Below are 23,311 nucleotides of genomic sequence, written 5' to 3' on the forward strand. Positions count from 1 at the left end.
TCACGTGGACACGCTACGGCAGCGGTCACCCGGCTCTTCGCCGTCGTGACACAGGCACGGCCGCGCGAGCCGGGCCTGCGTCGCCGATCAGACCGCCGCGAGTTCCTCGTACGCCGCCAGCAGCCCGTCGGCCGTCTCCCGGTCGGCCGGCAGCAGCGGGGCGCGGACCGGGCCCGCGGGCAGGCCCAGGCGGGCCAGGATGGCCTTCGCGGTGACCGTGCCGGGCAGACCCGCGCCCATCATCGCCTCGGTCAACGGGGTGACGGCCCGCTGGAGTCCGGCCGCGCGGGCGGTGTCGCCGGCGTCGAACGCGGCCAGGATCGCGGCGACCCGGTCCGGTACGGCGTTCGCGACCGTGCTCACACAGCCCGCCGCTCCGACCGCGTACAGCGCCAGTACGTGCTCGTCGCAGCCCGCGTAGTACGCCAACTCCGTGCGCTCCAGCACCTTCAGGGTGCCGAGGAAGTCGTAGGAGCAGTCCTTGACGGCCACGATCCGGGGGTGGTCCGCGAGGCGGATCATCGTGTCGGGCTCGATCCGGGTGCCCGTGCGGCCCGGGATGTCGTAGAGCATCACCGGCAGGTCGCTCGCGTCGGCGACCTGGAGGAAGTGGGCGGCCACGGCCTCCTGTGGGGGCCGGCTGTAGTACGGCGTCACCACCAGGACACCGTCGGCGCCCGCCTTCCCGGCCGCCAGCGCCAGCTCCACCGTGTGCCGGGTGTCGGACGTGCCCACGCCCGCGACCAGCGCCACCCGGTCGCCGACCGCCTCCCGCACGGCCGCGGCCAGCCGCGCCTTCTCCTCGTCGGTGGTGGTCGGCGACTCGCCGGTGGTGCCGTTGAGGACCAGGCCGTCACAGCCCCGCGCCACCAGGTGCGCGGCCAGCCGCCGGGCGCCGTCCAGGTCGAGGGCGCCCTCCTCGGTGAACGGCGTGATCATGGCGCAGAGGGTGCGGCCGAAGGGAGCGGGCCCACGGGTACTCGTCATGGGAGTAGTCTCGGCAGTACATCCGTGAAGCTCTACTTAATTCTCCTACCAGGTATTGGTAAGGGTTTCTGATGACTCGGGGGTGCGGGCGGAGGCCCTGTGTCCAACTCGGCACCTCATGGGTCACTATGGCGGGAGGGTCACCGACGTCCGTCATGGGAGGCGCCATGAAGCTCGGCAAGGCACTGGCCACCGGGACCGCGGAGGAGCGGCCGCTCGTCCGGGAGGAGAAACCGCAGGTCCCCGAGGAGACCGTCCGCGCGGACGCGGCCGAACCGGCCGGGCCGGCCCGCGAAGAGGTCCCGGCCGCCCGATGAGGCTGCGGCTCCCGGCGGAACGCCCGACGGAGCCGCCGACCGGCTACAAGATCGCCCACCCGGTGCTGTCCCAGGACGGCACCCGGGCCGGGTTCACGGGTGTGTCGCTCGGCGGCGCGCTGCCGTACGGCGTCCTGGACGACGCCTCCTGCGTCTACGGCTTCCGGCACCGCCCGCCCGCGCGCCGGTGCGACTGCGGTTTCCACTGCGTGCACGACCGGACGGCGGCCGAGGCGCTGCTGTGCACCGCCGACCACCGCTCGGCCCTCCTGCTGGAGGTCTCCGTCCTCGGCGCCTACATCCGCTTCGAACGCGGCTTCCGCTACGCCCGGCAGCGCGTGCGCACAGCCACGGCCGGCCCCTGCGGCTGCGGCGCCGGTGCCGTCGCGCTGGCCGACGCCGGCTGGGGCCGGCCGGGCTGGCGGGTCATGGCACCCGTCTGCGCGGGCTGCGTGCGCGGGCGCGCGTCGGTCACGCTCGCGGGGTTCGCCCGGCTGGCCGGGCACGGGCTCCGGGTGATCGCGGGCGTCGGCGGCACGGCCCCCGCGGCCACCGGGTTGACAGCGGGCGGCGAGCCGGGTGTACCCGAACTGGTCGCCGAGGCGGCCCTGTTGCAGGCACGCCTGGACTGGTTCCAGTCCCAACTCGCGCGTCTCGGGGAACGCGGGCCCGGCGGCGCCGCGCAGGGCTAACGACCTTCGGCCCGGGTACCCGGAGGTTCCGCACTGAGAGGAGGCGGAACACCGTGACCGTGACCCCGCACACCCGGCCCGCGGCCGACGGGCACCCCTCCACGGGCGAACTCGTCGGCCGGGCCACCGAACAGCTCTCCCGGCTGCTGCGCCAGGAGGTCGCCCTCGCCAAGGAGGAACTGGCCGAGAAGGGACGCCGGGCCGGCCGCGGCGGCGGCCTGCTGGGCGCCGCCGGCGCCGTCGGTTACGTCGGACTGATCACCCTGGCCGGAGCGGCCACCGCCGCCCTCTCCCTGGCACTGCCCGTGTGGGCGGCGGCGCTGATCGTGGCAGCGGTGTTCTTCGCCGTCGCCGGCCTGCTGGCCGCGACCGGCCGCACCCAGCTGCGCCGCGCCGCCCCGCCCACGCCCGAGAAGACCCTCGGCAGTGTCAGGGCCGACGTCGACGCCATCAGGGAAAGGGCACACCGATGACGCACAGGAACCCGCACGGCTCGGGCGCCAAGGGCCCCGACGAGCTGCGGCGGCAGATCGAACACACCCGGAGCCAGCTCGGTGACACCGTCGCCCAGCTGGTGGACCGGGCCGATGTGAAGGGCCGGGCCCGGGCGCGCGCCGCCGACCTTCGGGACAAGGCCGGCGCCATGACCGTCCAGCTGCGCGCCGGCGCCGCCCAGGCGGGGCACGGGGTGCAGGACCGGGCGGCCAAGGCGGGCCACCTGGTGCAGGACCGCGCCGCGCGGGCCGGCCACACCGCGCAGGAACGGATGACCAAGGCCGGGCACCTGGTGCAGGAACGAGCCGGACACAGCCGGCACGCCCTGCGGGACCGGGCGGCCCACGCCGGTCACACCATGGAGCACGACGCGCGGGTGCCGGGCCCGGTGCGGTCCGCCGTGAGCGCCGCGATGCGGCACCCCCGGCCGGTGCTGATCATCGGCGCGGCGGGCGCCGCCGTCGTCGGCGCGGCCGTGCTCTGGCGCCGCATCGACCGCTGCCAGTGAACGCTGCCGCGGGGCTGCTGCCGGTGGGCCTCTGTCACCGAGCTGCTGCCAGTGAGCCGCGGTCGGTGAGTACGGGACGGCGGGACCGCCCGGGCGTGAACCCGGGCCGGTCCCGCCGTTGTGTCACGGACGGAACCGCAGCACCTGCGGGTCGTGGTCGCTGATCTGGTCGTTGAACTCCGAGTTGATGTGCACGCTGTCGTACTCGAAGTCGCAGCCGCGGCGGATCGCCGGGCTGATCAGGATCTGGTCCAGGACCTGCTGGTTGCCCTGGTAGTCATAGGTGTAACGCTCGCTCTTCGGCAGCGACTTGATCGCCGACCACAGCTCGCCGTCACCCTCCAGGATCGCCGCGGTCTCGGAGAACTCGAAGTCGTTCATGTCGCCGAGCGCGATGACGTCCGCGTTCTTCTGCGCGGACAGGATGTCCTTGACGAACGCGTTCACCTCGGTCGCCTGGGCGTGCCGCTGGATCTCCGAGCTGCGCACCGGCGGCTGGTACTGCGCGGTGAGGCCCTGGTCGCCGCCCTTGGAGTTGAGGTGGTTGGCGATCACGAAGACGGTCTTGCCGCGGAAGACGAACTCGCCCGCGAGCGGCTTGCGGCTGTTGCTCCAGGCCGCGTTCGCGGGGTCGATCCGGCCCGGGGAGACCGTCAGCTGCGCCTTGCCGTGCACCTTGGTGACGCCGACGGCGGTCGTCGAGTCGCCGCCCGCGCGGTCCACGAAGGACACGCGCTCCGGGTTGAACAGGAACACCTGGCGGATGTTGCCGCCGGGCTCGCCGCCGTCCTGGTCGTTGACCGGGTTGACCGAGCGCCAGTCGTACCGGGGGCCGCCCGCCGCCACGATCGCGTCGATCAGCTTGGTCACGGTCTGGTCCGCGTCGACCGTGCCGTCGTCCTTGGCGCCGTTGTTGTCCTGGATCTCCTCCAGGGACACGATGTCCGGCGACTGGAGGTTGTGCACGATCGCGGAGGCGTGCTGGTCGAAGGTGGCGTCCGACGGGTCGAGGTTCTCGACGTTGTAGGTCGCCACCGCCAGCTCGCGGCCCGACTGCTTCCGTGTCGTCTCGCGCTCCAGACCGGCGCTCTTCAGCGTGCCGAGCTCGCTCGCGACGAGGGTGTAGCCGCCGTACTGGTTGAAGTCCAGCGGGCCGGTGGTGGTGCCCTCCAGGGTGTCGCCGACGTTCGCCTTCGGGAAGTCGGCGGTCGAGCCCAGCGACTGGATCTGGAGCCGGCCGGTGTTCTGGGAGTCGTAGGAGCCGTACACCGTGCCGCCGCGGCGGCTGCGGTGCTCCCAGGGCTTCACGGTGACCCACAGCTCGCTGTACGGGTCGGTCGCGGTGACCACGCGGGCGTCGGCGACCTGGACGTTCATGCCCTCCAGGGACTCGTAGTAGTCCAGCGCGTACGCGGACGGGTCCAGGGGGAGGCCGTTGATCGAGTTGGCCGCGGCGGCGTCGCCGGTGGGCGCGTACGCGTCCGGCACCGCGTCCTCGTCGACGACGACCGGCGCCGGGACCGCGTTGCCCGTGGAGACGGTGGTGATCACCGGCTTGGTGATCTCCGTCAGCGACTGGTTGCCGGAGGAGGTGCCGCCGGGGACGTACTCGGAGACCGTGCCGGTCACCTTCACCGCGTCACCGACCGCCACCTTCGGCGTGGAGCTGGTGAAGACGAACACGCCCTCGCTGGTGGCCGGGTTGTCGTCCGGGGTCGGGTCCTGGAGCCAGAAGCCCCTGGAGGAGCCGTACGTGCGCGTGGCCGTGACGATGCCGGGCACGTCCGTCACCTTCTGACCGGCGAACGGGGATATCCGGGTCGTGCCCTGGATGTCGTGCACACGCACCGAGTCGGCGTGCGCGGGTGTGGGGAGGGCGACTATCTGGCTGACCGCCGCCGCGCTGCAGACGGTGGCGACGGTGAGCGCGGCGAGGCGCGCGGAAGACCTGCTCGGCAAGGGATCCCTCCGGGGACGTGACGATGCGCCGGGACGAGGGTGGAACGGGAGCGTGTGGAGGTCGTAGCCCTCTGTGACACGCGTAGAGCCGAGTGAACAGTTGTCCCCCCAACTTCTACGCGCGTCAATCTCCTGCCTGCCCCGGGGAGTTGTCAAGGTTTCGGCCATGTCCGGCCGCTCACGGTGAGATGAACCGGGCGGCATGGGTGGAAATCCGTCTAGGCTGAGCGGCTGAGCCCGTTCACGGTCCGAGGAGAACCAGCCGATGTCAGACAGCTCCCCCCTGCCGCCCGTACGGCTGCATCCCGAAGCGGAGCTGGCGCGCGCCGCGCTGTCCACGCCGTTGCTCTCCCGGGCGGTCCGCCTCGCCCGCTGGGCCGGGCCCGGCACCCGCGTCGACGCCGGCGGCGGGCTGGTCGAGGAGCAGTTGCCGGCCGCCGTCGAACTGCTCGGACTGACCGGGGACGACGCCGCCGCGTACGCGAGCGAGGCCTGGCGGGTCGCCGTGGACGCCGGTCTGGTCGAGATCGTGGACGAGGAGGCCGGCACCGTCCGGGCCGGGGAGGAGCTGAAGCTGCTCACCGGCGGCTCCCCGCGGGACGTGCTCGCCGTGTGGCTGGCCGCGCTGGAGACCGTCATCGCCGACGCGACCGTCCCCGACCTGGACGACCTGGTCGACGCGCTGGACGAGGGCGGCGAGGTCGATTTCTCGTCACTCGGCTGGGACCCGGAGGCCGAGGCGAGGTTCCTCGACGGCGTCCTGGGCAACCTCTACCTGCTGACCGTCAGTGAGGACGGCCCCGGCGACGCCACCGTCCCGCTGCCCGCGCTCGCCGCCTCCGTGATCGCGCCCGACGGCATGGGCGAACCCACCAACGACGTCCTGGAGCAGGTCTCCGACGCGATGATGCGGCTGGACGACCAGTTCCGGGTGCTGGAGCCGGTCGGACTCGTGGACTACCGGCCGGTGGACGAGGCGCTGATGGCCGACACCGACGAGGAAGCCGCGGCGACCGTCGACGACACCGATGTCGCCCGCTACGGCATGGTGCGCCTCACCCCGCTCGGCGCGTACGGGCTGCGGGCGCGGCTGCTGGAGGCCGGGTTCGAGGCGCCCGCCGTCGGTGACCTGGCCGACAAGGGCGCGGACGTCCTGCTCGACGGCACCGCCCGGTTCGGCCAGTCCGCCGCCCGGGCCGAGACCGAGCAGTGGCTGGCCCGCCGCGAACCGCTCGCGGCCGCACGCGAGTTGCTGGCGGCGGCGCGCGGCGCGGACGCCGGGGCCCCGCTGCGCAGGCTCCGCTGCCAGCAGGCGCTGTCGCTGGTCGGCGCCGAGGCCGAGCCCGCGCTGCGCGAGGTGCTGGACGACCCCGAGCTGGGCGGGCTGGCCCGGGTGTGGCTGAGCGAGCGGGGCGCCGCCGGAGTGCCGGCGCCGTCCGAGGACATGGTGTTCTGGCTGACCGTCGACACGCTGGCCGCACAGCTCGCGGCCGAGGGCAACTCCGAGGAACTCCAGGCCCTCGTGGAGGGGCTGGCCGCCCAGCACAGCGGGTTCTTCACGGCGGCCTGGCGGGTGGAGCACCCCGACACCGCCGAGGTCCTGGACGCGATGGGGCGGCTGCACCCGGACAAGAAGGTGGCCAAGCAGGCGCGGAAGGCGGCGTTCAAGGCGCGTTCGCAGCAAGGGAGTTGAGAGCCCGCCCGGTCGGCGGCCCGACCGGTGCCTTTTGCTGGCGATGGGGTAGTGCGTACGGATTCTTGAACAAGGACCGGTGAAGTAGCCCGGCGTTCAACTCACGTTCACAAGTGGGCGGGAGCGTGTGCGCCGAACCGAGGCCCCCCACCCTCCACGGCACTACCACCGTCGTCACAGGAGACACCATGTCGCTCACCCGCAGGGACTTCGCCAGGAAATCCGCGATCACCGGTGCCGGGGTCGCCCTGGCGGGCAGCGTCGGCGCCCTCGCCACCGCGCCGAACGCCCTCGCCGCCACGGACACCGAGAGCGCCGAGGCCGAGTCCGCGCACGGGGGCCACCACCACGGCGTCGGCTACGGCCCGCTGATCGCCGACCCCAAGGGCATCCTCGCCCTGCCCGCCGGCTTCTCGTACAAGATCATCACGTACAGCGGCAGGACCAAGCTGGAGTCCGGCGAGTTCACCCCGTCCAACCACGACGGCACGGCCACCTTCGAGGGGCCCCGCGGCACCACCCTCCTCGTCAACAACCACGAGCTGGCCGGCGCCCGCGCCCAGTGGCCGTACCCGGTGCCGCTCACCGAGGGCCTGGTCTACGACCCGGCGGCGGCCGGCGGCTGCACCGTCGTCGAGGTCCGCCGCGGCGGCGAGGTCGCCGAGTGGGTGGGCATCGCCGGCACCGCCACCAACTGCGCCGGCGGCAGCACCCCCTGGGGCACCTGGCTGACCTGCGAGGAGACCGAGGACAAGGCCGGCAAGAACGGCTTCACCAAGGACCACGGCTACGTCTTCGAGGTCGACCCGGAGGACCGCCGGGCCAACCGCGAGCCCAAGCCCATCAAGGCCCTGGGCCGCTACGCCCACGAGGCCGTCGTGGTCGACCCCAAGCGCGGGCACGTCTACCTCACCGAGGACGCCTCCGGTCCCAACGGCCTGTTCTACCGCTGGACCCCGCCGGAGGGCTTCCGCCACGGCCGGGGCAAGCTGCGCACCCTCGCCGACGACGCGGGCGTGCTCCAGGCGTTCAAGTGCTTCGACTCCGGCGGCAAGTTCGTGGACGACCTGTCCCGGGCCACGAAGATCGGCACCGTGTACGGCGTCGACTGGGTGGACGTCCCCGACCGTGACGCCAAGACCGTCTCGGTGCGCAAGCAGTTCACCGACGGCCAGGTCACCCGCGCCCGCAAGTTGGAGGGCATGTGGTGGGGCGACGGCGGCGTCTACGTCGTCTCCTCCTACGCCCGCCAGGAGAGCCCCGTCCAGCACGACGGCCAGGTCTGGTTCTACGACCCCAAGCGCCGCACGCTGACGCTGAAGGTGCTGCTCGGCGTGAACCCGGACCCGGCGAAGGACGGCGCCTTCGACGGCCCCGACAACATCACCGTCTCCCCGTACGGCGGCCTGGTCATCGCCGAGGACGGCGAGGGCGTTCAGCACCTGTTCGGCGCCACCGACAGCGGCCGGACCTACCCGATCGCCCGCAACGAGCTGAACATCGGCACCGCCGAGGCGCCGGAGTACAGCGAGTTCACCGGCGTCACCTTCTCGCCCGACGGCAAGACCCTCTTCGCCAACATCCAGACGCCCGGCATCATGCTCGCCATCACCGGCCCCTGGAAGCGCCAGAAGTGCGACTGAGCCCTGCTCGGTGACTGACGCGCCGGCTCGTTCCCGCTGCCCCCTCCGAGGGTGATCCTCGTACGGGCGGCTGTGGGAACGGGCCACGCGTCTTCGGGCGCCGCGTCACACACGCCGTGGCGTGCGGGCCGCGGTCACTTCACCGGCTCGCGCCGGCCGGTCAGGACCGTCGCCGCGAGCAGCAGGCCGGCCAGGGTGATCAGGGCGCCGGCGGCGAAGGCGTGGGCGGCGCCGTGGGTGAGGACGGCGCCGGGGGAGCCGGTGGTGTGCCGGGTGGTCGTGCCGTACACCGTGACCAGGACGGCCAGGCCGACCGTGCCGCCCAGCCACTGCAGGGTCTGGAGCAGTCCGGAGGCCGCGCCCGCGTCCCTGGGGGTGACGGCGGCCAGGATCGTCGCGTTGAGCGGCATGAAGCTCAGGCCGACGCCCAGGCCCACCAGGAGCAGCGGCCCGAGCAGCCCGGCCGTGTAGCCGTCCCCGGGCTCCAGCCGGGCCAGCCAGCCGCTGCCGAGCGCGGCCAGGGACATGCCGGTGAGCAGCACCGGCTTGGTGCCGAACCGGGCCAGCAGCCGGGGCACCAGCCGCACGGTCGTGAACATCACCAGGGTCATCGGCAGGAACGCGAAACCGGCGCGCAGCGGGCTGTAGCCCAGCACCTGCTGGCCGAACAGGGTGAGGAAGTAGAAGGCGCCGAACATCCCCGCGGGCAGCAGCAGGATGCTCGCGTACCCGCCGGCCCGGTCGCGGTCGGCGAACAGGCGCAGCGGCAGCACCGGTTGGTCCGCGCGGGACTCCACCAGCAGGAAGCCGGCGAGCAGGACGGCCGCCGCGGCGAAGCCGAGCAGCGCCCGGGTGTCGCCCCAGCCGCCCTGCGAGACCCGGATGAACGCGTACACCAGCGAGGTCGTGCCGGCCGTTCCGGTCAGCGCGCCGGGCAGGTCGAAGCGGCCCGTGTGGCGCGGGGTCTCGGGGACGAACCGGGGCAGGGCGACGGCCAGGGCCAGACCGATGGGGACGTTGACGAGCAGTGCCCAGCGCCACGAGGCCCACGAGGTGAGCATGCCGCCGAGGACCAGGCCGACGGAGCCGCCGACGCCGGCCATGGCGGAGTAGACGCTCAGCGCGCGGTGCCGGCGCGGGCCCTCGGGGAAGCCGGTCGTGATCAGGGCCAGGGTGCTCGGGGCGATCAGGGCGGCGCCCAGACCCTGTGACGCGCGGGCGACGAGCAGCCAGGCGCCGTCGGCGGCGAGGCCGCCGAGCAGGGAGGACAGGGCGAACAGCAGGACGCCCGCGGTGAGGGTGCGGCGGCGGCCGAGGAGATCGCCGATCCGTCCGCCGAGCAGCAGCAGGCCGCCGAAGGCGAGGGTGTAGGCGTTGAGGACCCAGGACAGGCCGGTGCGGCTGAAGTGCAGGCCACGTTGGATGTCCGGCAGCGCCACGTTGACGACGGTGGAGTCGACGCCGACCATCAGGTAGGCGGTGACGATGACGAGGAGCGTGGTGCCGAGCCGCGCCGGTGGCGCGGTCGCGGTGGAGGCTTCGGTGGTCGGCGAGGCGATGGGGGCGGACGGGGTGGACATGACGGTCTCCCGGTCTGGCGTCCCCGGGCACGCGGATGTCCGGGCAGGGGTGAGCTGCCCGCCAAGCATGACGGCGGTAAGCGGGGACTGTCTCCGTTTAGTGCTCGATAAGATACGGAGAGAGTCCCCGGTTTGCAAGGAGTGAGTGGATGACGCAGGGCAGACCCATGCGCGCGGACGCTCGGCGCAACTACGAGCGGCTGCTGAAGGTCGCGGCCGAGGCCTTCGCCGAGCACGGGGAGAACGCGTCACTCGACGACATCGCCAAGCGGGCGGGCGTCGGCTCCGGCACGCTCTACCGGCACTTCCCGACCCGGCAGGCGCTGCTGGAGGCGGCATACGTCGACCGGATCGAGGCGCTCGGGGCGCGCGCCGACGAGCTGGCGGAGGAACGGCCACCGGGCGAGGCGCTCATGGAGTGGCTGTACGAGCTGGCGGTCCGCACCCTTCAGGTGCGGGGGATGAAGGCCCTGCTCAGCTCGGCGGTGACGGAGCACAGCAGCGCGGCGGCGCTGACGGCGTGCGGGACCGTGGTGAAGAGTGCGGTGACCCGGCTCGTGGAGGCGGCACAGGCGGAGGGTGCGCTGCGGGGGGACGTGGAGCCGATCGAGGTGCTGCGCCTGGCCCACGGAGTGGCTTCGGCGGCGGAGCTGGCCGGAGTGGGGGAGCGGGAGATCCGGCGTTACCTGGGGCTGCTGACGGAGGGCCTGCGGGCCGGCTGAGGTGGTGGTCGCCCGGTCGCGGCGGAGCGGTGACCGGGTGACCGCCGTCGGGACGACAGCGAGTCCCCGGCACAGCCCGGGCTCCCCACCGGACTACAGGGCGCGAGCCCCCGGCTCCACCATGTTCCGCACGGTGCGGGCCTTCACGAACTCACCCATCGCCGTCATGTCCCACTCGCCGGAGAACTGGCGGATGAGCTTGGCCATCATGACGCCGGTCCGGGGCTCGGCGCCGGTGAGGTCGAAGCGGACCAGCTCCTCGCCCGAGAAGGCGTCGACCAGCCGGCAGTACGCCTTGGCGACCTCGGTGAACTTCTGTCCCGAGAACGAGTTCACGGTGAAGACCAGGCCGGTGACCTCCTGGGGCAGCCGGCCGAGGTCGACCGTGATGACCTCGTCGTCGCCCCCGCCCTCGCCGGTCAGGTTGTCCCCGGAGTGCCGGATCGCGCCGTTCAGGATCGTCAGCTTGCCGAAGTAGCAGCTGTCGATGTGGTTGCGCTGCGGGCCGTAGGCGATGACCGAGGCGTCCAGGTCGATGTCCTTGCCGCGGAACGCCGGCTCCCAGCCGAGGCCCATCCGCACCTGGGAGAGCAGCGGCCGGCCGCCCTTGATGAGGGACACGGTCTGGTTCTTCTGCAGGCTGACCCGGCCCTTGTCCAGGTTGATCTTCCCGGCGCCCGGCGCGGGAGCGGGCGGCGTGGCCACCGGCTGCGGCGGGGCGGCGGCCGGCTGCGGGGGAGCCACGGGGGCGGCGGCCGGCTGGGGCGGGGCGGTCGGCGCGGCCTGGGCCGGGGCCGGCTCCTCCACCGTCACCCCGAAGTCGGTCGCGATGCCCGCGAGCCCGTCGGCGTACCCCTGTCCGACGGCCCGCGCCTTCCACTGGCCGCCCCGGCGGTAGATCTCCACGACCACCAGCGCGGTCTCACCGCCGAGCTGCGGCGGGGTGAACGTGGCCAGCACGGCGCCGCCGTCGGCGTCCCGGATCGTGGCCGTCGGCTCGATGCCCTGGAAGGTCTGGCCGGCCGCGTCCGGGCTGGCCGTGACGACGATCTTCTCGATCTCCGGCGGTACGGCGGCCGTGTCGACCGTGACCGCGTCCGGCGCCGCACCGCCGCCCGACCGGTACGTCACGCCCGGCCCCGTGGGCTGGTTGTAGAAGATGAAGTCGTCGTCGGAGCGCACCTTGCCGTCGCCGGTGAGCAGCAGGCCCGACACGTCGAGCCGCACCGGAGCGGAGACGTCCACCGTCACGCGCGCGGCCGGGAGGGGGATGTTCGAGCCAGGGGTCATAGCTGTCATGCCGGGAGAACGAACGACACCGCTTTACCGTTCCCTTACCCATCCCCCGATCGGCTCAGGGTCCGGCCCCCCGATCGGCCGAGGGCCCGACCCCCCGATCGCCTCAGGGTCCGACCCCGAGCCGGTTCAGGGCACCACCACGATCTTCCGCCCGACCCCCGCCGCGAACTGCTCCAGCGCCTGCGGGTACCGCTCCAGCGGGATCCGGTCGCTGATGAAGACGCCCGGGTCCAGCACGCCGTTCGCGAACAGCTCGGCCGCCCGCTCGAAGCTGTGCAGCACCGCCATGGAGCCGGTGATCGTGATCTCCTGGTTGTAGATCCGGTACGGGTCGATCGTCACCCGCGTCGCGTAGTCCGCGACCCCGAACTGGAGGAAGGTGCCCGCCTTCGCGACCCGGTCCAGGCCGTCCTGGATCGCCGCCGCGTTGCCGGTCGCGTCGATCACCACGTCCCAGCCCCGCGGGCGGTCCAGTTCGTCGGCGTTCGCCGCGGACGCCGAGACGCCGAGCAGGCGGGCCGTCTCCAGTCGGGCCGGGTTGACGTCGACCACGTCCACGCTCGCCGCGCCGGTCCGCTTGGCCAGCTCCAGCATCATCAGGCCCATGGTGCCGGAGCCGTAGATCAGCACGTGGGCGCCCAGGCGGGCCCGGAGGACGTCGTAGCCGCGGACCGCGCAGGACAGGGGCTCCACCAGGGCCGCGTCCTCGGTGCGGACGTGGTCGGGCAGCTTGACGCAGTTGGCGACCGGGGCGAGCGCGTACCGGGCCGCGCCGCCCGCCGTCGTCACGCCGATCGCCGCCCACCGCTCGCACAGGTTGTTGTGGCCCGTACGGCAGTACCGGCACTCGTAGCAGTAGAGCGAGGGGTCCACGGCCACCCGGTCGCCGACGGCCACCTCGGTGACCTGGGTGCCGACGCCGACGACGTCGCCCGCGAACTCGTGCCCGGGGACGATCGGCAGCTTGGGCGCGAACTCGCCCTGGAGGATGTGCAGGTCCGTGCCGCACAGACCGCAGGCCGCGACCTCGACGACCACCTCCCGGGGGCCCGGCGTCGGGTCGGGCACCTCGGTGACGACGGCGCGGCCCACGGACTCGATGACGGCGGCCTTCATTTCACGGCTCCCAACGACAGGCCCTGGACCAGCTTGTCCTGGGCGGCGAACCCCGCGGCGAGCACCGGCAGGGAGATGACGAGCGACGCGGCGCACACCTTGGCCAGGAACAGGCCCTGGCTGGTGATGAAGCCGGTCAGGAAGACGGGGGCGGTCTCGGCGACCACGCCCGTCAGGACTCGGGCGAAGAGCAGTTCGTTCCAGCTGAAGATGAAGCAGATCAGGGCGGTGGCGGCGATGCCGGGCAGGGCGATCGGGGCCACCACGCGCGCGAGGATCACCGGGAGCCGGGCGCCGTCCACCCGTGCCGCCTCGATGACCGCGACCGGCACCTCGGCGAGGAAGGACTGCATCATCCACACCGCGATCGGCAGGTTCATGGAGGTGTACAGGACGACCAGGAGCCAGATGTTGTCGAGCATCCCGGCGTTCTTGGCGAAGAGGTAGATCGGCAGCAGGCCCGCCACGGCCGGCAGCATCTTGGTGGACAGGAAGAAGAACAGGACGTCGGTCCACTTCCGCACCGGCCGGATCGACAGCGCGTAGGCCGCCGGGAGGGCCAGCAGCAGGACCAGAAGTGTCGAGGCGACCGACGCCACCGTGGAGTTGACCAGCGCGGGCCACGGGCTCGCCCCGCCGCCGCTGCCGAAGAACTCGCGGTAGCCGTCGAGGGTCAAGGAGGCGGTGAAGGACGGCGGGTTGGTCGCCGCGTCCGCCTCGGAGTGGAAGGACGTCAGGGCCATCCACGCGATGGGCAGGAAGAAGACGATGCCGGCCAGCCAGGCCACCAGGCCGACACCGCCTCGACGCAGTACGGCGGTCATGCGCGGGACACCTCCTCGCGGAACAGGGACGACACCACGCGCAGGGCGAAGGTGGCGATGACGATCGAGCCGATGACCACCAGGACGCCGGCGGCCGAGGCGAGGCCGTTCTCATGGGCCTGGTAGAAGCTCTGGTAGACGGTGTAGGGCAGGTTGGCGGTGCCCAGGCCGCCGGAGGTGATCGTGAAGACCGCGTCGAAGTTCTGGACGATGTAGATCGACCCGAGCAGCGCGCCCAGTTCCAGGTAGCGGCGCAGGTGGGGCAGGGTCAGATGGCGGAAGATCTGCCAGTCGCTCGCGCCGTCGACCCGCGCGGCCTCGATCTGCTGCTGGTCCCGGCTCTGCAGCCCGGCCAGCAGGATCAGCATCATGAACGGCGTCCACTGCCACACCAGGGAGGCCTCGACCGCGAGCAGCGGGGTGCGGGAGACCCAGTCCGGCTGTGGCCCGCCCACATAGTGCAGCAACCCATTGAGCAAGCCGTATTCGGGGTTGTAGAGCACATGTTTCCAGAGCAGCGCGGCGGCCACCGGCACCACCAGGAAGGGGGCGATGAGCAGGGTGCGGACGATGCCCCGGCCGCGGAACCGCCGGTCCAGCAGCAGCGCCAGCACCAGCCCGAGGACCAGGCTGGCCAGCACCACGGCCGCCGTGAGCAGCACGGTCGTCCACACCGAGTGGCGCAGGCCGGCGTCGGTGAGCACCTGGCGGTAGTTGTCCAGGCCGGTGAAGCGGCGGGCCTTGGGGTAGAGGGCGTTCCAGTCGAAGAAGGAGATCACCAGTGTGGCCACGAAGGGCAGCTGGGTCACCACGATCATGAAGACGAGAGCCGGCAGGAGCGGGGCGCGGGTGGCCCAGGCGCGCAGCCGGGCCGAGGGCTGCCTGAACGTCCGTGCGGGTGCGGCCGTGAGGGGGGCCGTGGTCGTCGCTGTCATCGTCCCTCGTACTCCTTGGAGATCTTCTCGGCGAGCGCTTGCGACTTCTTCAGGGCCGCGCCGACGGACTGGCGCCCGGCGATGGCCGCGCTGATCTCCTGGGAGACCTTGGTGCCGAGGTCGGTGAACTCGGGGATGCCGACGAACTGGATGCCGGGCGCGGGGCGCGGCTGCACGCCGGGGTCGTTGGGCCGGGCGCTCTCGATGGCCTCCTTGGTCATCTCCTGGAACGCGGCGGCCGACTTGCGGTAGTCGGCGTTGGTGTAGGTCGACGCCCGCTTGCCCGCCGGGACGTTCGACCAGCCGCTGGTCTCGCCGACCAGTTGCTCGTAGCCCTTGCCCGACGCCCAGGAGACGAACCTCCACGCCTTGTCGGGGTTGCGGGAGGCCTGCTGGATGCCCCAGGCCCAGGTGTAGAGCCAGCCGGAGGACGTGGTGCGCTCGACGGGGGCCGGGGCGTAGCCGAGCTTCCCCTTGACGGGGGAGCCGGCCGCCTCCAGCAGTCCGGCCGCGGAGGTGGCGTCGTACCACATGGCGACCTTGCCCTGGGTCATGTTGTTCAGGCACTCGGCGAAGCCGGACTGGGCGGCGCCGGACTCGCCGTGCCCGCGGACGAGGTCGACGTAGAACTTCGTCGCCTTCTCGAAGGCCGGGGAGTCCAGCCGCGCCTTCCAGTCCTTGTCGAACCAGGTGCCGCCGAAGGTGTTCACGACCGTGGTCAGCGGTGCCATCAGCTCGCCCCAGCCGGGCAGTCCGCGCAGGCAGATGCCCCGCATGCCCGGCCGGGCGCCGTCCGCCTTCGCGGCCAGGTCGGCGACCTGCCGCCAGGTGGGACGCTCGGGCATGGTCAGGCCCTTCGCCGCGAACACGTCCTTGCGGTACATCAGGAAGGACGACTCGCCGTAGAAGGGCTGTCCGTAGAGCTTGCCGTCGTCGCCGGTGAGGGACTGGCGCATCGGCTTCAGCACGTCCCGCTCGTCGTACGACGGGTCCCTGGTGACGTAGGAGTCCATCTCGTGCAGCCAGCCGTTGCGGGCGTAGATCGGTATCTCGTAGTTGGACAGGGTGGCCACGTCGTACTGGCCGGCCTGGTTGGCGAAGTCCTGGCTGATCTTGTCGCGGACGTCGTTCTCGGGCAGCACCGTGAAGTTGACCTTGATGCCGGTGTCCTTGGTGAAGTGGGCGGCGGTCAGCTTCTGCAACTCGGTCATCTGCGGGTTGTTGACCATCAGGACGTTGATGGAGTCGCCGCCGGAACCGGTCCCGCCGGCACCGGCCCAGCAGCCGGAGAGCAGCGGGGCGAGCAGCGTCCCTGCGGCGGCCAGGGCGAGCGTGGCTCGCGGCCTCCGTCGGCTCGGGGTGCGCATGGATCGCTCCTGAGAGTGGGGAAGGTGGAAGAACGGGGGCATAAGGGGCGCTCGGGGGTGAGGAACGCCCCTGGACGGGGGACGAGTGGGAGCATCAGACCCGGATGACCTGCGGGCCCAGCAGGGAGTAGCGGTGAGCCTCGGCGGCCGGCAGGAGGGTGCTGGTGACGATCGCCTCCAGCGCGCCGATCTCCGCGAACCGGCAGAAGCTGACCGCGCCGAACTTGGTGTGCACGCCTGCGAAGACCGTGCGCCGGGCGGCCCGGACGGCCTGTGCCTTCACCTCGCTGACCGCCGGGTCGGGGGTGGTCAGGCCGTGTTCGCGGGAGATGCCGTTGGCCCCGATGTAGGCGAGGTCGATCACGAAGCCGGCCAGCATCTTCGTCGTCCAGTGGTCGACGGTGGCCAGCGTGCCGGGGCGGACCCGGCCGCCGAGCAGCAGCACGGAGACCTGGTCGGCCTCCGCGAGGGCGCCCGCCACCGGCAGGGACGCGGTGACCACGGTCAGCGGCCGGTCCCTGGGCAGCGCCTCGGCGATGAGCTGGGGGGTGAAGCCCTCGTCGACGAAGACGGTCTCGGCGTCCCCGAGCAGTTCGGCCGCCGCGGCGGCGATCCGGCGTTTCTCGGGCACGTGGCTGGTGGCGCGGAAGGCGAGGGTCGTCTCGAACCCGGCGCTCTCCACCGGATAGGCGCCGCCGTGGGTGCGGCGGACCAGGCCGTGGTCCTCCAGGGCGCGCAGATCGCGCCGGATGGTCTCCTTGGCCACGCCCAGGTCGGCGGCGAGCGCGGTGACGTCCACCGAGCCGGTGGCGCGGGCGGCCCGCACGATCTCGCGCTGGCGTTCTTCCGCCGTCCTGGTGGTCATGTCGTCACCCACTTCCCTGTGGACCTGCCCGTTCGGGCCCTTGGGGGAAGTTCTACCGCCGGCGTGCGGCGCTGACCAGGTCTGTTGCGGGCCCGATACTGCCCGCTTGTGCCCGCTTCACGCGGACCGTGCCCGTCGCGGACCTGCGCGGCTTTCCGGGGCGGGGTGGGATCGGGCACGGCGGATGCCCGGACACGGCGGCGGGCGGGCCCGTTCGGTGCCCGCCCGCGCGCGTGGACGATCGTTTCCGGCCGCCGGGTGCCACCCGGAGAGCCGGCGGAGGGGTCAGTACGGCCAGATCGGCGGGTCGTTCACGAAGTGCCCGCCCAGGTGGCCGTGGGCCGGGTTCTCCGGGTCCAGCTCGCCCTGTTCGGCGATGAGCTTCTCGGCGTACGGCTCGGAGTCGTCCTGGGGGTCGTAACCGAGCGCCCGCGCGGTGGTCAGGTCCCACCACAGGCGGGTGTTGGCGGAGGAGCCGTAGACGACCGTGTGGCCGACCTCCTCGGCGGTCAGGGCCGCGTGGAACAGGCGGGCGCCGTCGGCCGGGCTCATCCACACCGAGAGCATGCGGACGCTGGTGGGCTCCGGGAAGCAGGAGCCGATGCGCACGGAGACGGTCTCCAGGCCGTGCTTGTCCCAGTAGAGCTGGGCCAGGTCCTCGCCGAAGGACTTCGACAGGCCGTAGAAGGTGTCCGGGCGGCGCGGGGTGTCGACGGGGATCAGTGGCTCGCCCGCGCGCGGGGCCGGGGTGAAGCCGACGGCGTGGTTGGAGGAGGCGAAGACGATCCGCGGTACGCCTTCGAGGCGGGCGGCCTCGTACAGGTTGTAGGTGCCCTCGATGTTCGACCTGAGGATCTTCTCGAAGGGTGCCTCCAGGGAGATCCCCGCGAGGTGCAGGACCGCGTCCACGCCCCGCACCGCCTCGCGCAGCGCCTCCGTGTCGCCGAGGTCCGCGGTGATCGCGTCCGGCTCGCCCTCGACGGGGCGCACGTCGAACAGGCGCAGCGTGTAGCCGTACTCCGGCAGCAGGGACCGCATCAGGGTGCCGAGCCCGCCGGCGGCGCCGGTGAGCAGGATCGTGCGGGGAGCGGGCATCCTCGGTTCTCCTTGTGGCCGGTATTCACATACGTGGACACGCTAGAGAGTTCGCCCGGCACCGTCAAGTGTCGCGTGACGACGGGGATTTCGCTCCCGTCGTGCGAGTTTGCCCGCTTGACCCGCCGCAAGAAGGCCCTTTAGCGTGGTCACGTTCAGAAATATGGACGTGGATCAGAAACATGCACCGGCGTGTCTCAAGGGAGAGTCCGTGACGCCAGCCCCTCTGACCGAACGGCTCAGCGATCCCCGCGGGCCGCTGTTCTTCCCCGTCACGGCCTACGGCCCCGGCGGCTCACTCGATCTGGACGCCTACCGCACCCATGTGCGCCGCGGTGTCGCGGCCGGTGCCGCCGCCGTCTTCGCCTGCTGCGGCACCGGGGAGTTCCACGCGCTGCTGCCGGAGGAGTTCGAGGCCTGCGTCCGGGCGGCCGTCGAGGCGGCAGAAGGGCGGGTCCCGGTCGTCGCGGGCGCCGGGTACGGTACCGCCCTCGCCGTCCGCTACGCGCGTCTCGCCGCCGGTGCGGGTGCCGACGGCCTCCTCGCCATGCCGCCGTACCTCGTGCTCGCCGGCCAGGAGGGCCTGCTGCGGCACTACCGGGAGGTCGCCGCCGCCACCGACCTGCCCGTCATCGTCTACCAGCGCGACAACGCCGTCTTCACCCCGGCGACCGTGGTCGAACTGGCCCGCACCGACGGCGTCATCGGCCTCAAGGACGGCCTCGGCGACCTCGACCTCATGCAGCGGATCGTGAGCGCGGTCCGCACCGAGGTCCCCGGCGACTTCCTGTACTTCAACGGCCTGCCCACCGCCGAGCAGACCCAGCTCGCCTACCGCGCCCTCGGCATCACCCTGTACTCCTCCGCGGTGTTCTGCTTCGCGCCGGAGATCGCCCTCGCCTTCCACCGCGCGCTGGAGACGGGCGACCTGCCCACCGCCCACCGCCTCCTGGACGGCTTCTACCGCCCGTTCGTCGAACTGCGCGCCCAGGGCCGCGGATACGCCGTCTCGCTCGTCAAGGCCGGGGTACGGCTGCGCGGCCTGGAGGTGGGCGAGGTCCGGCCCCCGCTGCACGAGCCGGCCGAGGAGCACGTCAAGCAACTCGCCCGGCTCATCGAACGCGGTTGTGAACTGCTGGAGGAGGACGCGTGAGCGAGCACGGCCACGCCCTGCCGGAGGGATGCGTGGGCGAGGACCGCCACGCCCTGCCGGAGGGGGACGCGTGAAGGCGTCGGCGTTCGTCTACCCCTGGGACGTCAACGGGGACCCCGCCGCCCCGGAGCGGATCGCGGGACTCGGCGTGGAGCAGGTGACCCTGGCCTCCGCCTACCACTCCACCCGTGCCCTCACCCCCCGCCACCCCCGCCACCGCATCGTCACCGCCGAGTACGCCGCCGTCCTCTACCCGCCGGGCGACCGCTGGGCGGGTCGCGGCCTGCGGCCCTACCCCGCCGGCCGCTGGGCCCCCGGCAACGCCTACGGCGAGGCCGCCGAAGCCCTCGCCGCGGCCGGCCTGGAGGTGCACACCTGGGTCGTCCTCGCCCACAACTCCCGGCTGGGCGCCGAACATCCGGACACCTCGGTCGTCAACGCCTACGGCGACCGCTACCCGTGGGCGCCCTGCGTCGCCCAGCCCGCCACGCGCGCGTACCTGGTCGACCTGGCCGCCGAGGCCGCCGTGCGCCCCGGCGCGCACGGCACCGAACTGGAATCCCTCGGCTGGTACGGGCTCCAGCACCTGCACGCCCACGACAAGACCGCGGGCGTCGGCCTCGGGGACGCCGGGCAGTACCTGATGTCCCTGTGCTTCTGCCTGTCCTGCCGCACCGGCTACGGCGAGCAGGGCCTGGACGCCGACGCGCTGGCCGGGGCCGTACGCGAGGCGCTGGAGCCGCTGTGGCGGGGCGCCGCGGACGACGGGGGCTGGCCGACCGTGGAGAAGCTGCTCGGCGAGGACACGGCCGCCGCCACGCGCGCGTGGCGCGACACCACCGCCCGCACCCTCCAGGAGGAGGCGGTCACCGCCGTGCGCGCCGCAGCGCCGGACGGCTTCCAGATCCTGCTGCACGCCGACCCGGTCCCGTACCACTGCGGCGCCAACGTCGGTGTCGACCCCGCCCACATCCTGTCCGTGGCCGACGGCGTGGTGGTGCCCTGCACCGGCGGTACGGCCCTGCTGGCGCCCTTCGCCGGGCAGGCGCGCGAGAACACCGTGCTGGCCGCCAACTTCACGGTCGTCGCGGGGATGGGCGGCAGCCCCGGCACGCTCACGGCGGACGCGGCACGCGCGCGTGCCGAAGGCGCGACGGAACTGCGGCTCTACCACGCCGGCTTGGCGTCGGACGGTGACCTGGCGGCGGTCCGGGAGGCACTCGCGGCGCGCTGAGTGGTCGTCAGCGGTGCCGGGAGTGGTGCCGGGCCGTTGGGTGGCCGGGGCGGGTCGTGGGTACGCGCGCGTGGGAGGCGCGGCGGAACTGCGGTTCTGTCAAGCCGGCTTGGCGTCGGACGGTGACCTGGCGGCGGTCCGGGAGGCACTGGCGGCGCGCTGAGCGGTCGGCAGCGGTGCCGGGCCGTTGAGCGGCCGGGCGGGTGGCGGTACGCGCGTGTGTGGGAGGCGCGGCGGAACTGGGGTTCTGTCACGCCGGGTTGATGTCGGACGGGGAGCCGGCGGTGGTCCGGGGGGTGTTCGCGGTGCGCTGGGTCAGCGGTAGCGCCGTCAGGAGCAGTGCCAGGCCGTAGAGCGGCAGCAGCAGCCCGGGGCCGGCCAGTTCGACCAGGCCGGCCCCCAGGGCGAGGCCGACGACGTTCGGGGTGAAGAGCAGCGTGTTGGCGGTGGCCGTCGCCCGGCCCAGCAGCGGGCCGGGGGTCTCCCGTTGGACCGCCGTCAGCGCGGCGACCAGCACACAGGGCAGGCCCAGACCGCACGCCACGCTGGTGGCCAGGGTCACCGGGTCCCACGGCACGGCCCGTGCCACCACCGCGGCCCCGGTCAGCGCGATCCCGGCCGCCGCGAACCGCCGCCCGCCCAGCCTGCGCAGCGCCGGGCCGGCGAGCAGCCCCGCCGTCACCGAACCGGCGCCCTGGGCGGCGTACAGCACGCCCGTGTAGGCGGGGGAGTGGCCGAGGCGGTCGACCACGGCGTACACCGTGGTGCTGCTCAGCGCCGTCAGCAGCATCGTCGTACCGCCCGCCCGGACCAGCGGGCGCAGCACGGGGTGGCCCCACAGGTGCCGGACCCCCTGCGCCGTCTGCTGCCGCCAGCCGTCGGCGGACCGCACGGGCCGTTCCTCGCGCACCCGCAGCAGGCCGCAGAGCCCGGCGGCGAGGAGGAAGGTGACGGCGTCCAGGCAGGCCACGGCCGGGCCGCCCCAGATCGTGTACAGGCCCGCCCCGGTCAGCGGGGCGACGAGCTTCATGCCCTCGGTGAGCGTCATCCGCAGCCCGTTGACGTCACCGAGCAGATCCGGGCCGACCGCCGCCGTCAGCAGTGCCGACTCGGCGGCGTCATGGACGGCACCGGCCGCGCCGTACACCACCAGGACGGCGAACAGCAGCCACAGACGGCCGGGGGAGTCGACGGCGAACAGCGCGGGCAGCAGCGCCGCGAGGCCCAGGTTCACCGTGATGAGCAGCGGCTTTCGGCGGAACCGGTCGGCGAGCGTGCCGAGCGCCGGGCCGGCCAGGGTGGGTGCCCACATCGCGAGCAGGCACAGGGCGGCCAGTCCGTCCGACCCGGTCAGCTCCTTCACCCACACGCCCGACGCCAGCCACAGCGAGGAGGTGCCGAAGGCGGACACCACCAGGCCGGTGAGGCACAGCCCCGCGTTGCGGTCCCGCAGCACGCGGGACACGGTCCAGGAAGTCGTCATGCCCGGTCATCGTGGCCCTAAGGCGGGGGGCGGCGTATCGGGCGGGTTCCCTAGGTTCACAAGCCGCCCCAGGTACGGCGGACGCCCGCGCCCGGCGTCGTCCCCGGCCCTGGGCGGCACGCCGACGGGGGAACACGGCCTGACGCGGGGCGGCGACAATCCGTCGGAACCTGGCACGGGAGCCCCTGGGGCGCCGGGGCCCGGAAACCTACCGTCGACCGCATGCGCTACCTCGCCCCCCTCCTCATCGGCCTGCTCTACGTCACCCTCATGTCCCTCGTCCCGGAACCCCACCGCCGCCGCCTCAACGCCGTCATGGTGGCCGGTGCCGGGGCCGCCTACCTCAGCGGCGGCGGCCTCGGCGGCTGGGAGTTCGCCTTCACGGCGGTCGCCACCTACGTCGCCTACAAGGGACTGGACTCCTGGACGTTCATCGGCGTCGGCTGGCTGCTGCACACCGCGTGGGACGTCGTCCACCACCTCAAGGGCCACCCGATCGTCCCCTTCGCGCACGACTCGTCGTTCGGCTGCGCGCTGTGCGACCCGGTGATCGCCCTCTGGTGCCTCGGCGGCGGCCGTGCGCCGTGGGAGTGGTCGCGCCGCACCGATGAGTTTCCGGAGGCCCGCCGGTCACCCCTTCGTACGGAGAGCGCCACCCTGAAGGAGTGAGCATGACCATGGTGGATCTCGGCCCCCAGACCAGGATCGTGGCCCGGCTCGCCGAGTCGGTGACCGACGGGCAGCTCACCGCCGCCACACCGTGCCCGGGACGAGCGGTGCGCAATCTGCTGGGCCACCTGCTGATGCTGTCCGTGGCCTTCCGGGACGCCGCCCGCAAGGACCTCGGCACGACCACCGACAGCACCCCGGACGCCGCCGCCTGGGACCTCGGCCCCGGCTGGCGCGAGGAGCTGCCGAAGGCGCTGGACGCGCTGGCCGACGCCTGGCGCGACCCGGCCGCCTGGACCGGCGACACCCGCGCCGGCGGGGTGGACCTGCCGGGCGCGGTCGCGGGCGCCGTCGTCGCCGACGAGCTGGTGATCCACGGCTGGGACCTGGCCCGCGCCACCGGCCAGGACTACGCCCCGGACCCGGCCGCCCTCGACTCGGCCCTCGCCTTCCTCCGGGCCGCGGCCGACGACCCCGACCGCGGCGACGGCCTCTTCGGTCCGGTCGTCCCGGTCCCCGCGGACGCACCTGCGCTGGACCGGGCCGTCGGTCTCAGCGGGCGGAACCCGGCGTGGCCGCACCGGGCCTGACCCCCGCCGGCCGGACCCGGGCCGGGCGGCGGAGGCGGCGCATCGGGCCTACGGTGACCCTGAGAGGGGGGCGAGCCGAACGGGT

General features: G+C 73.0%; 22 protein-coding genes. 11 read left to right on the forward strand and 11 right to left on the reverse strand.

Annotation, left to right across the window (positions count from 1 at the left end):
• Positions 1-87 precede the first annotated feature (87 nt).
• Complete coding sequence (dapA, locus tag ACH4LD_RS17640; protein WP_398056970.1) at positions 88-987, reverse strand: 4-hydroxy-tetrahydrodipicolinate synthase; 900 nt, start codon at positions 985-987, stop codon at positions 88-90.
• Positions 988-1,154: 167 nt separating this feature from the next.
• On the opposite strand from dapA, the gene ACH4LD_RS17645 reads away from it, so the two are divergent.
• Genes ACH4LD_RS17645 through ACH4LD_RS17660 form a run of 4 tightly spaced genes read left to right on the forward strand, consistent with a single transcriptional unit; the run spans position 1,155 to position 2,999 of the window.
• On the forward strand, positions 1,155-1,304 hold the full coding sequence (locus ACH4LD_RS17645; RefSeq protein WP_165951544.1) for a hypothetical protein: 150 nt from the start codon (positions 1,155-1,157) through the stop codon (positions 1,302-1,304).
• Positions 1,301-1,996 carry a hypothetical protein gene (locus ACH4LD_RS17650; RefSeq protein WP_398056971.1) on the forward strand — a complete coding sequence of 232 codons (696 nt, stop codon included), beginning with the start codon at positions 1,301-1,303 and terminating at the stop codon, positions 1,994-1,996. Before ACH4LD_RS17645 ends, ACH4LD_RS17650 begins: the two co-directional genes overlap by 4 nt.
• A 53-nt stretch (positions 1,997-2,049) precedes the next feature.
• Entirely contained in the window at positions 2,050-2,469 is a 420-nt protein-coding gene (locus tag ACH4LD_RS17655; RefSeq protein ID WP_132784033.1) for a phage holin family protein, read from the forward strand.
• Positions 2,466-2,999 carry a DUF3618 domain-containing protein gene (locus ACH4LD_RS17660; RefSeq protein ID WP_398056972.1) on the forward strand — a complete coding sequence of 178 codons (534 nt, stop codon included), beginning with the start codon at positions 2,466-2,468 and terminating at the stop codon, positions 2,997-2,999. Before ACH4LD_RS17655 ends, ACH4LD_RS17660 begins: the two co-directional genes overlap by 4 nt.
• A 123-nt stretch (positions 3,000-3,122) precedes the next feature.
• On the opposite strand, the gene ACH4LD_RS17665 is transcribed toward ACH4LD_RS17660, so the two are convergent.
• Positions 3,123-4,958 (reverse strand): endonuclease/exonuclease/phosphatase family protein, encoded by a 1,836-nt coding sequence (locus ACH4LD_RS17665; protein ID WP_398056973.1) that lies wholly within the window; start codon positions 4,956-4,958, stop codon positions 3,123-3,125.
• Between the two features lie 265 nt (positions 4,959-5,223).
• Between ACH4LD_RS17665 and ACH4LD_RS17670 the strand changes: the two genes are divergently transcribed.
• Both ACH4LD_RS17670 and ACH4LD_RS17675 read left to right on the forward strand, forming a co-directional pair.
• Entirely contained in the window at positions 5,224-6,651 is a 1,428-nt protein-coding gene (locus tag ACH4LD_RS17670) for a hypothetical protein (RefSeq protein WP_398056974.1), read from the forward strand.
• Between the two features lie 188 nt (positions 6,652-6,839).
• On the forward strand, positions 6,840-8,294 hold the full coding sequence (locus ACH4LD_RS17675; protein WP_398056975.1) for an alkaline phosphatase PhoX: 1,455 nt from the start codon (positions 6,840-6,842) through the stop codon (positions 8,292-8,294).
• Positions 8,295-8,428: 134 nt separating this feature from the next.
• On the opposite strand, the gene ACH4LD_RS17680 is transcribed toward ACH4LD_RS17675, so the two are convergent.
• On the reverse strand, positions 8,429-9,874 hold the full coding sequence (locus tag ACH4LD_RS17680) for an MFS transporter (RefSeq protein WP_398056976.1): 1,446 nt from the start codon (positions 9,872-9,874) through the stop codon (positions 8,429-8,431).
• 149 nt (positions 9,875-10,023) lie between these two features.
• Between ACH4LD_RS17680 and ACH4LD_RS17685 the strand changes: the two genes are divergently transcribed.
• The gene (locus ACH4LD_RS17685) at positions 10,024-10,596 is read left to right on the forward strand and encodes a TetR/AcrR family transcriptional regulator (RefSeq protein ID WP_132784039.1); all 573 of its coding nucleotides are present in this window, start codon (positions 10,024-10,026) and stop codon (positions 10,594-10,596) included.
• Positions 10,597-10,689: 93 nt separating this feature from the next.
• On the opposite strand, the gene ACH4LD_RS17690 is transcribed toward ACH4LD_RS17685, so the two are convergent.
• The 7 genes from ACH4LD_RS17690 to ACH4LD_RS17720 all read right to left on the reverse strand — a co-directional run bounded on the left by ACH4LD_RS17690 (position 10,690) and on the right by ACH4LD_RS17720 (position 18,097).
• Entirely contained in the window at positions 10,690-11,886 is a 1,197-nt protein-coding gene (locus ACH4LD_RS17690; RefSeq protein WP_398056977.1) for a TerD family protein, read from the reverse strand.
• A 135-nt stretch (positions 11,887-12,021) separates the two neighbouring features.
• On the reverse strand, positions 12,022-13,011 hold the full coding sequence (locus ACH4LD_RS17695) for a zinc-dependent alcohol dehydrogenase family protein (RefSeq protein ID WP_398056978.1): 990 nt from the start codon (positions 13,009-13,011) through the stop codon (positions 12,022-12,024).
• Positions 13,008-13,835: a carbohydrate ABC transporter permease gene (locus ACH4LD_RS17700; RefSeq protein WP_103812978.1), complete on the reverse strand. Its 828-nt coding sequence runs from the start codon at positions 13,833-13,835 to the stop codon at positions 13,008-13,010. The genes ACH4LD_RS17695 and ACH4LD_RS17700 overlap by 4 nt, the downstream gene beginning before the upstream one ends.
• Positions 13,832-14,770: a carbohydrate ABC transporter permease gene (locus tag ACH4LD_RS17705; RefSeq protein ID WP_398056979.1), complete on the reverse strand. Its 939-nt coding sequence runs from the start codon at positions 14,768-14,770 to the stop codon at positions 13,832-13,834. The genes ACH4LD_RS17700 and ACH4LD_RS17705 overlap by 4 nt, the downstream gene beginning before the upstream one ends.
• Positions 14,767-16,137 carry an ABC transporter substrate-binding protein gene (locus tag ACH4LD_RS17710; RefSeq protein ID WP_398056980.1) on the reverse strand — a complete coding sequence of 457 codons (1,371 nt, stop codon included), beginning with the start codon at positions 16,135-16,137 and terminating at the stop codon, positions 14,767-14,769. The genes ACH4LD_RS17705 and ACH4LD_RS17710 overlap by 4 nt, the downstream gene beginning before the upstream one ends.
• Positions 16,138-16,231: 94 nt before the next feature.
• Positions 16,232-17,002, reverse strand: coding sequence for a DeoR/GlpR family DNA-binding transcription regulator (locus ACH4LD_RS17715; protein ID WP_398056981.1), 771 nt, complete (start codon positions 17,000-17,002; stop codon positions 16,232-16,234).
• A gap of 285 nt (positions 17,003-17,287) precedes the next feature.
• Entirely contained in the window at positions 17,288-18,097 is an 810-nt protein-coding gene (locus ACH4LD_RS17720) for an NAD(P)-dependent oxidoreductase (RefSeq protein ID WP_132784045.1), read from the reverse strand.
• A gap of 211 nt (positions 18,098-18,308) precedes the next feature.
• Between ACH4LD_RS17720 and ACH4LD_RS17725 the strand changes: the two genes are divergently transcribed.
• Both ACH4LD_RS17725 and ACH4LD_RS17730 read left to right on the forward strand, forming a co-directional pair.
• Positions 18,309-19,250 carry a 5-dehydro-4-deoxyglucarate dehydratase gene (locus ACH4LD_RS17725; RefSeq protein WP_132784046.1) on the forward strand — a complete coding sequence of 314 codons (942 nt, stop codon included), beginning with the start codon at positions 18,309-18,311 and terminating at the stop codon, positions 19,248-19,250.
• A 70-nt stretch (positions 19,251-19,320) separates the two neighbouring features.
• Positions 19,321-20,484: a hypothetical protein gene (locus ACH4LD_RS17730; protein ID WP_398056982.1), complete on the forward strand. Its 1,164-nt coding sequence runs from the start codon at positions 19,321-19,323 to the stop codon at positions 20,482-20,484.
• A 250-nt stretch (positions 20,485-20,734) separates the two neighbouring features.
• Here ACH4LD_RS17730 and ACH4LD_RS17735 read toward each other — a convergent pair whose 3' ends face one another.
• Positions 20,735-21,967, reverse strand: coding sequence for an MFS transporter (locus tag ACH4LD_RS17735; RefSeq protein WP_398056983.1), 1,233 nt, complete (start codon positions 21,965-21,967; stop codon positions 20,735-20,737).
• 222 nt (positions 21,968-22,189) lie between these two features.
• Between ACH4LD_RS17735 and ACH4LD_RS17740 the strand changes: the two genes are divergently transcribed.
• The gene (locus tag ACH4LD_RS17740) at positions 22,190-22,636 is read left to right on the forward strand and encodes a DUF6010 family protein (protein WP_398056984.1); all 447 of its coding nucleotides are present in this window, start codon (positions 22,190-22,192) and stop codon (positions 22,634-22,636) included.
• A gap of 2 nt (positions 22,637-22,638) precedes the next feature.
• Positions 22,639-23,226: a TIGR03086 family metal-binding protein gene (locus tag ACH4LD_RS17745; protein WP_398056985.1), complete on the forward strand. Its 588-nt coding sequence runs from the start codon at positions 22,639-22,641 to the stop codon at positions 23,224-23,226.
• The last annotated feature ends 85 nt before the right edge of the window (positions 23,227-23,311 follow it).

It is taken from the genome of Streptomyces sp. NPDC017676 (assembly GCF_044329325.1).
Lineage (GTDB): Bacteria > Actinomycetota > Actinomycetes > Streptomycetales > Streptomycetaceae > Streptomyces.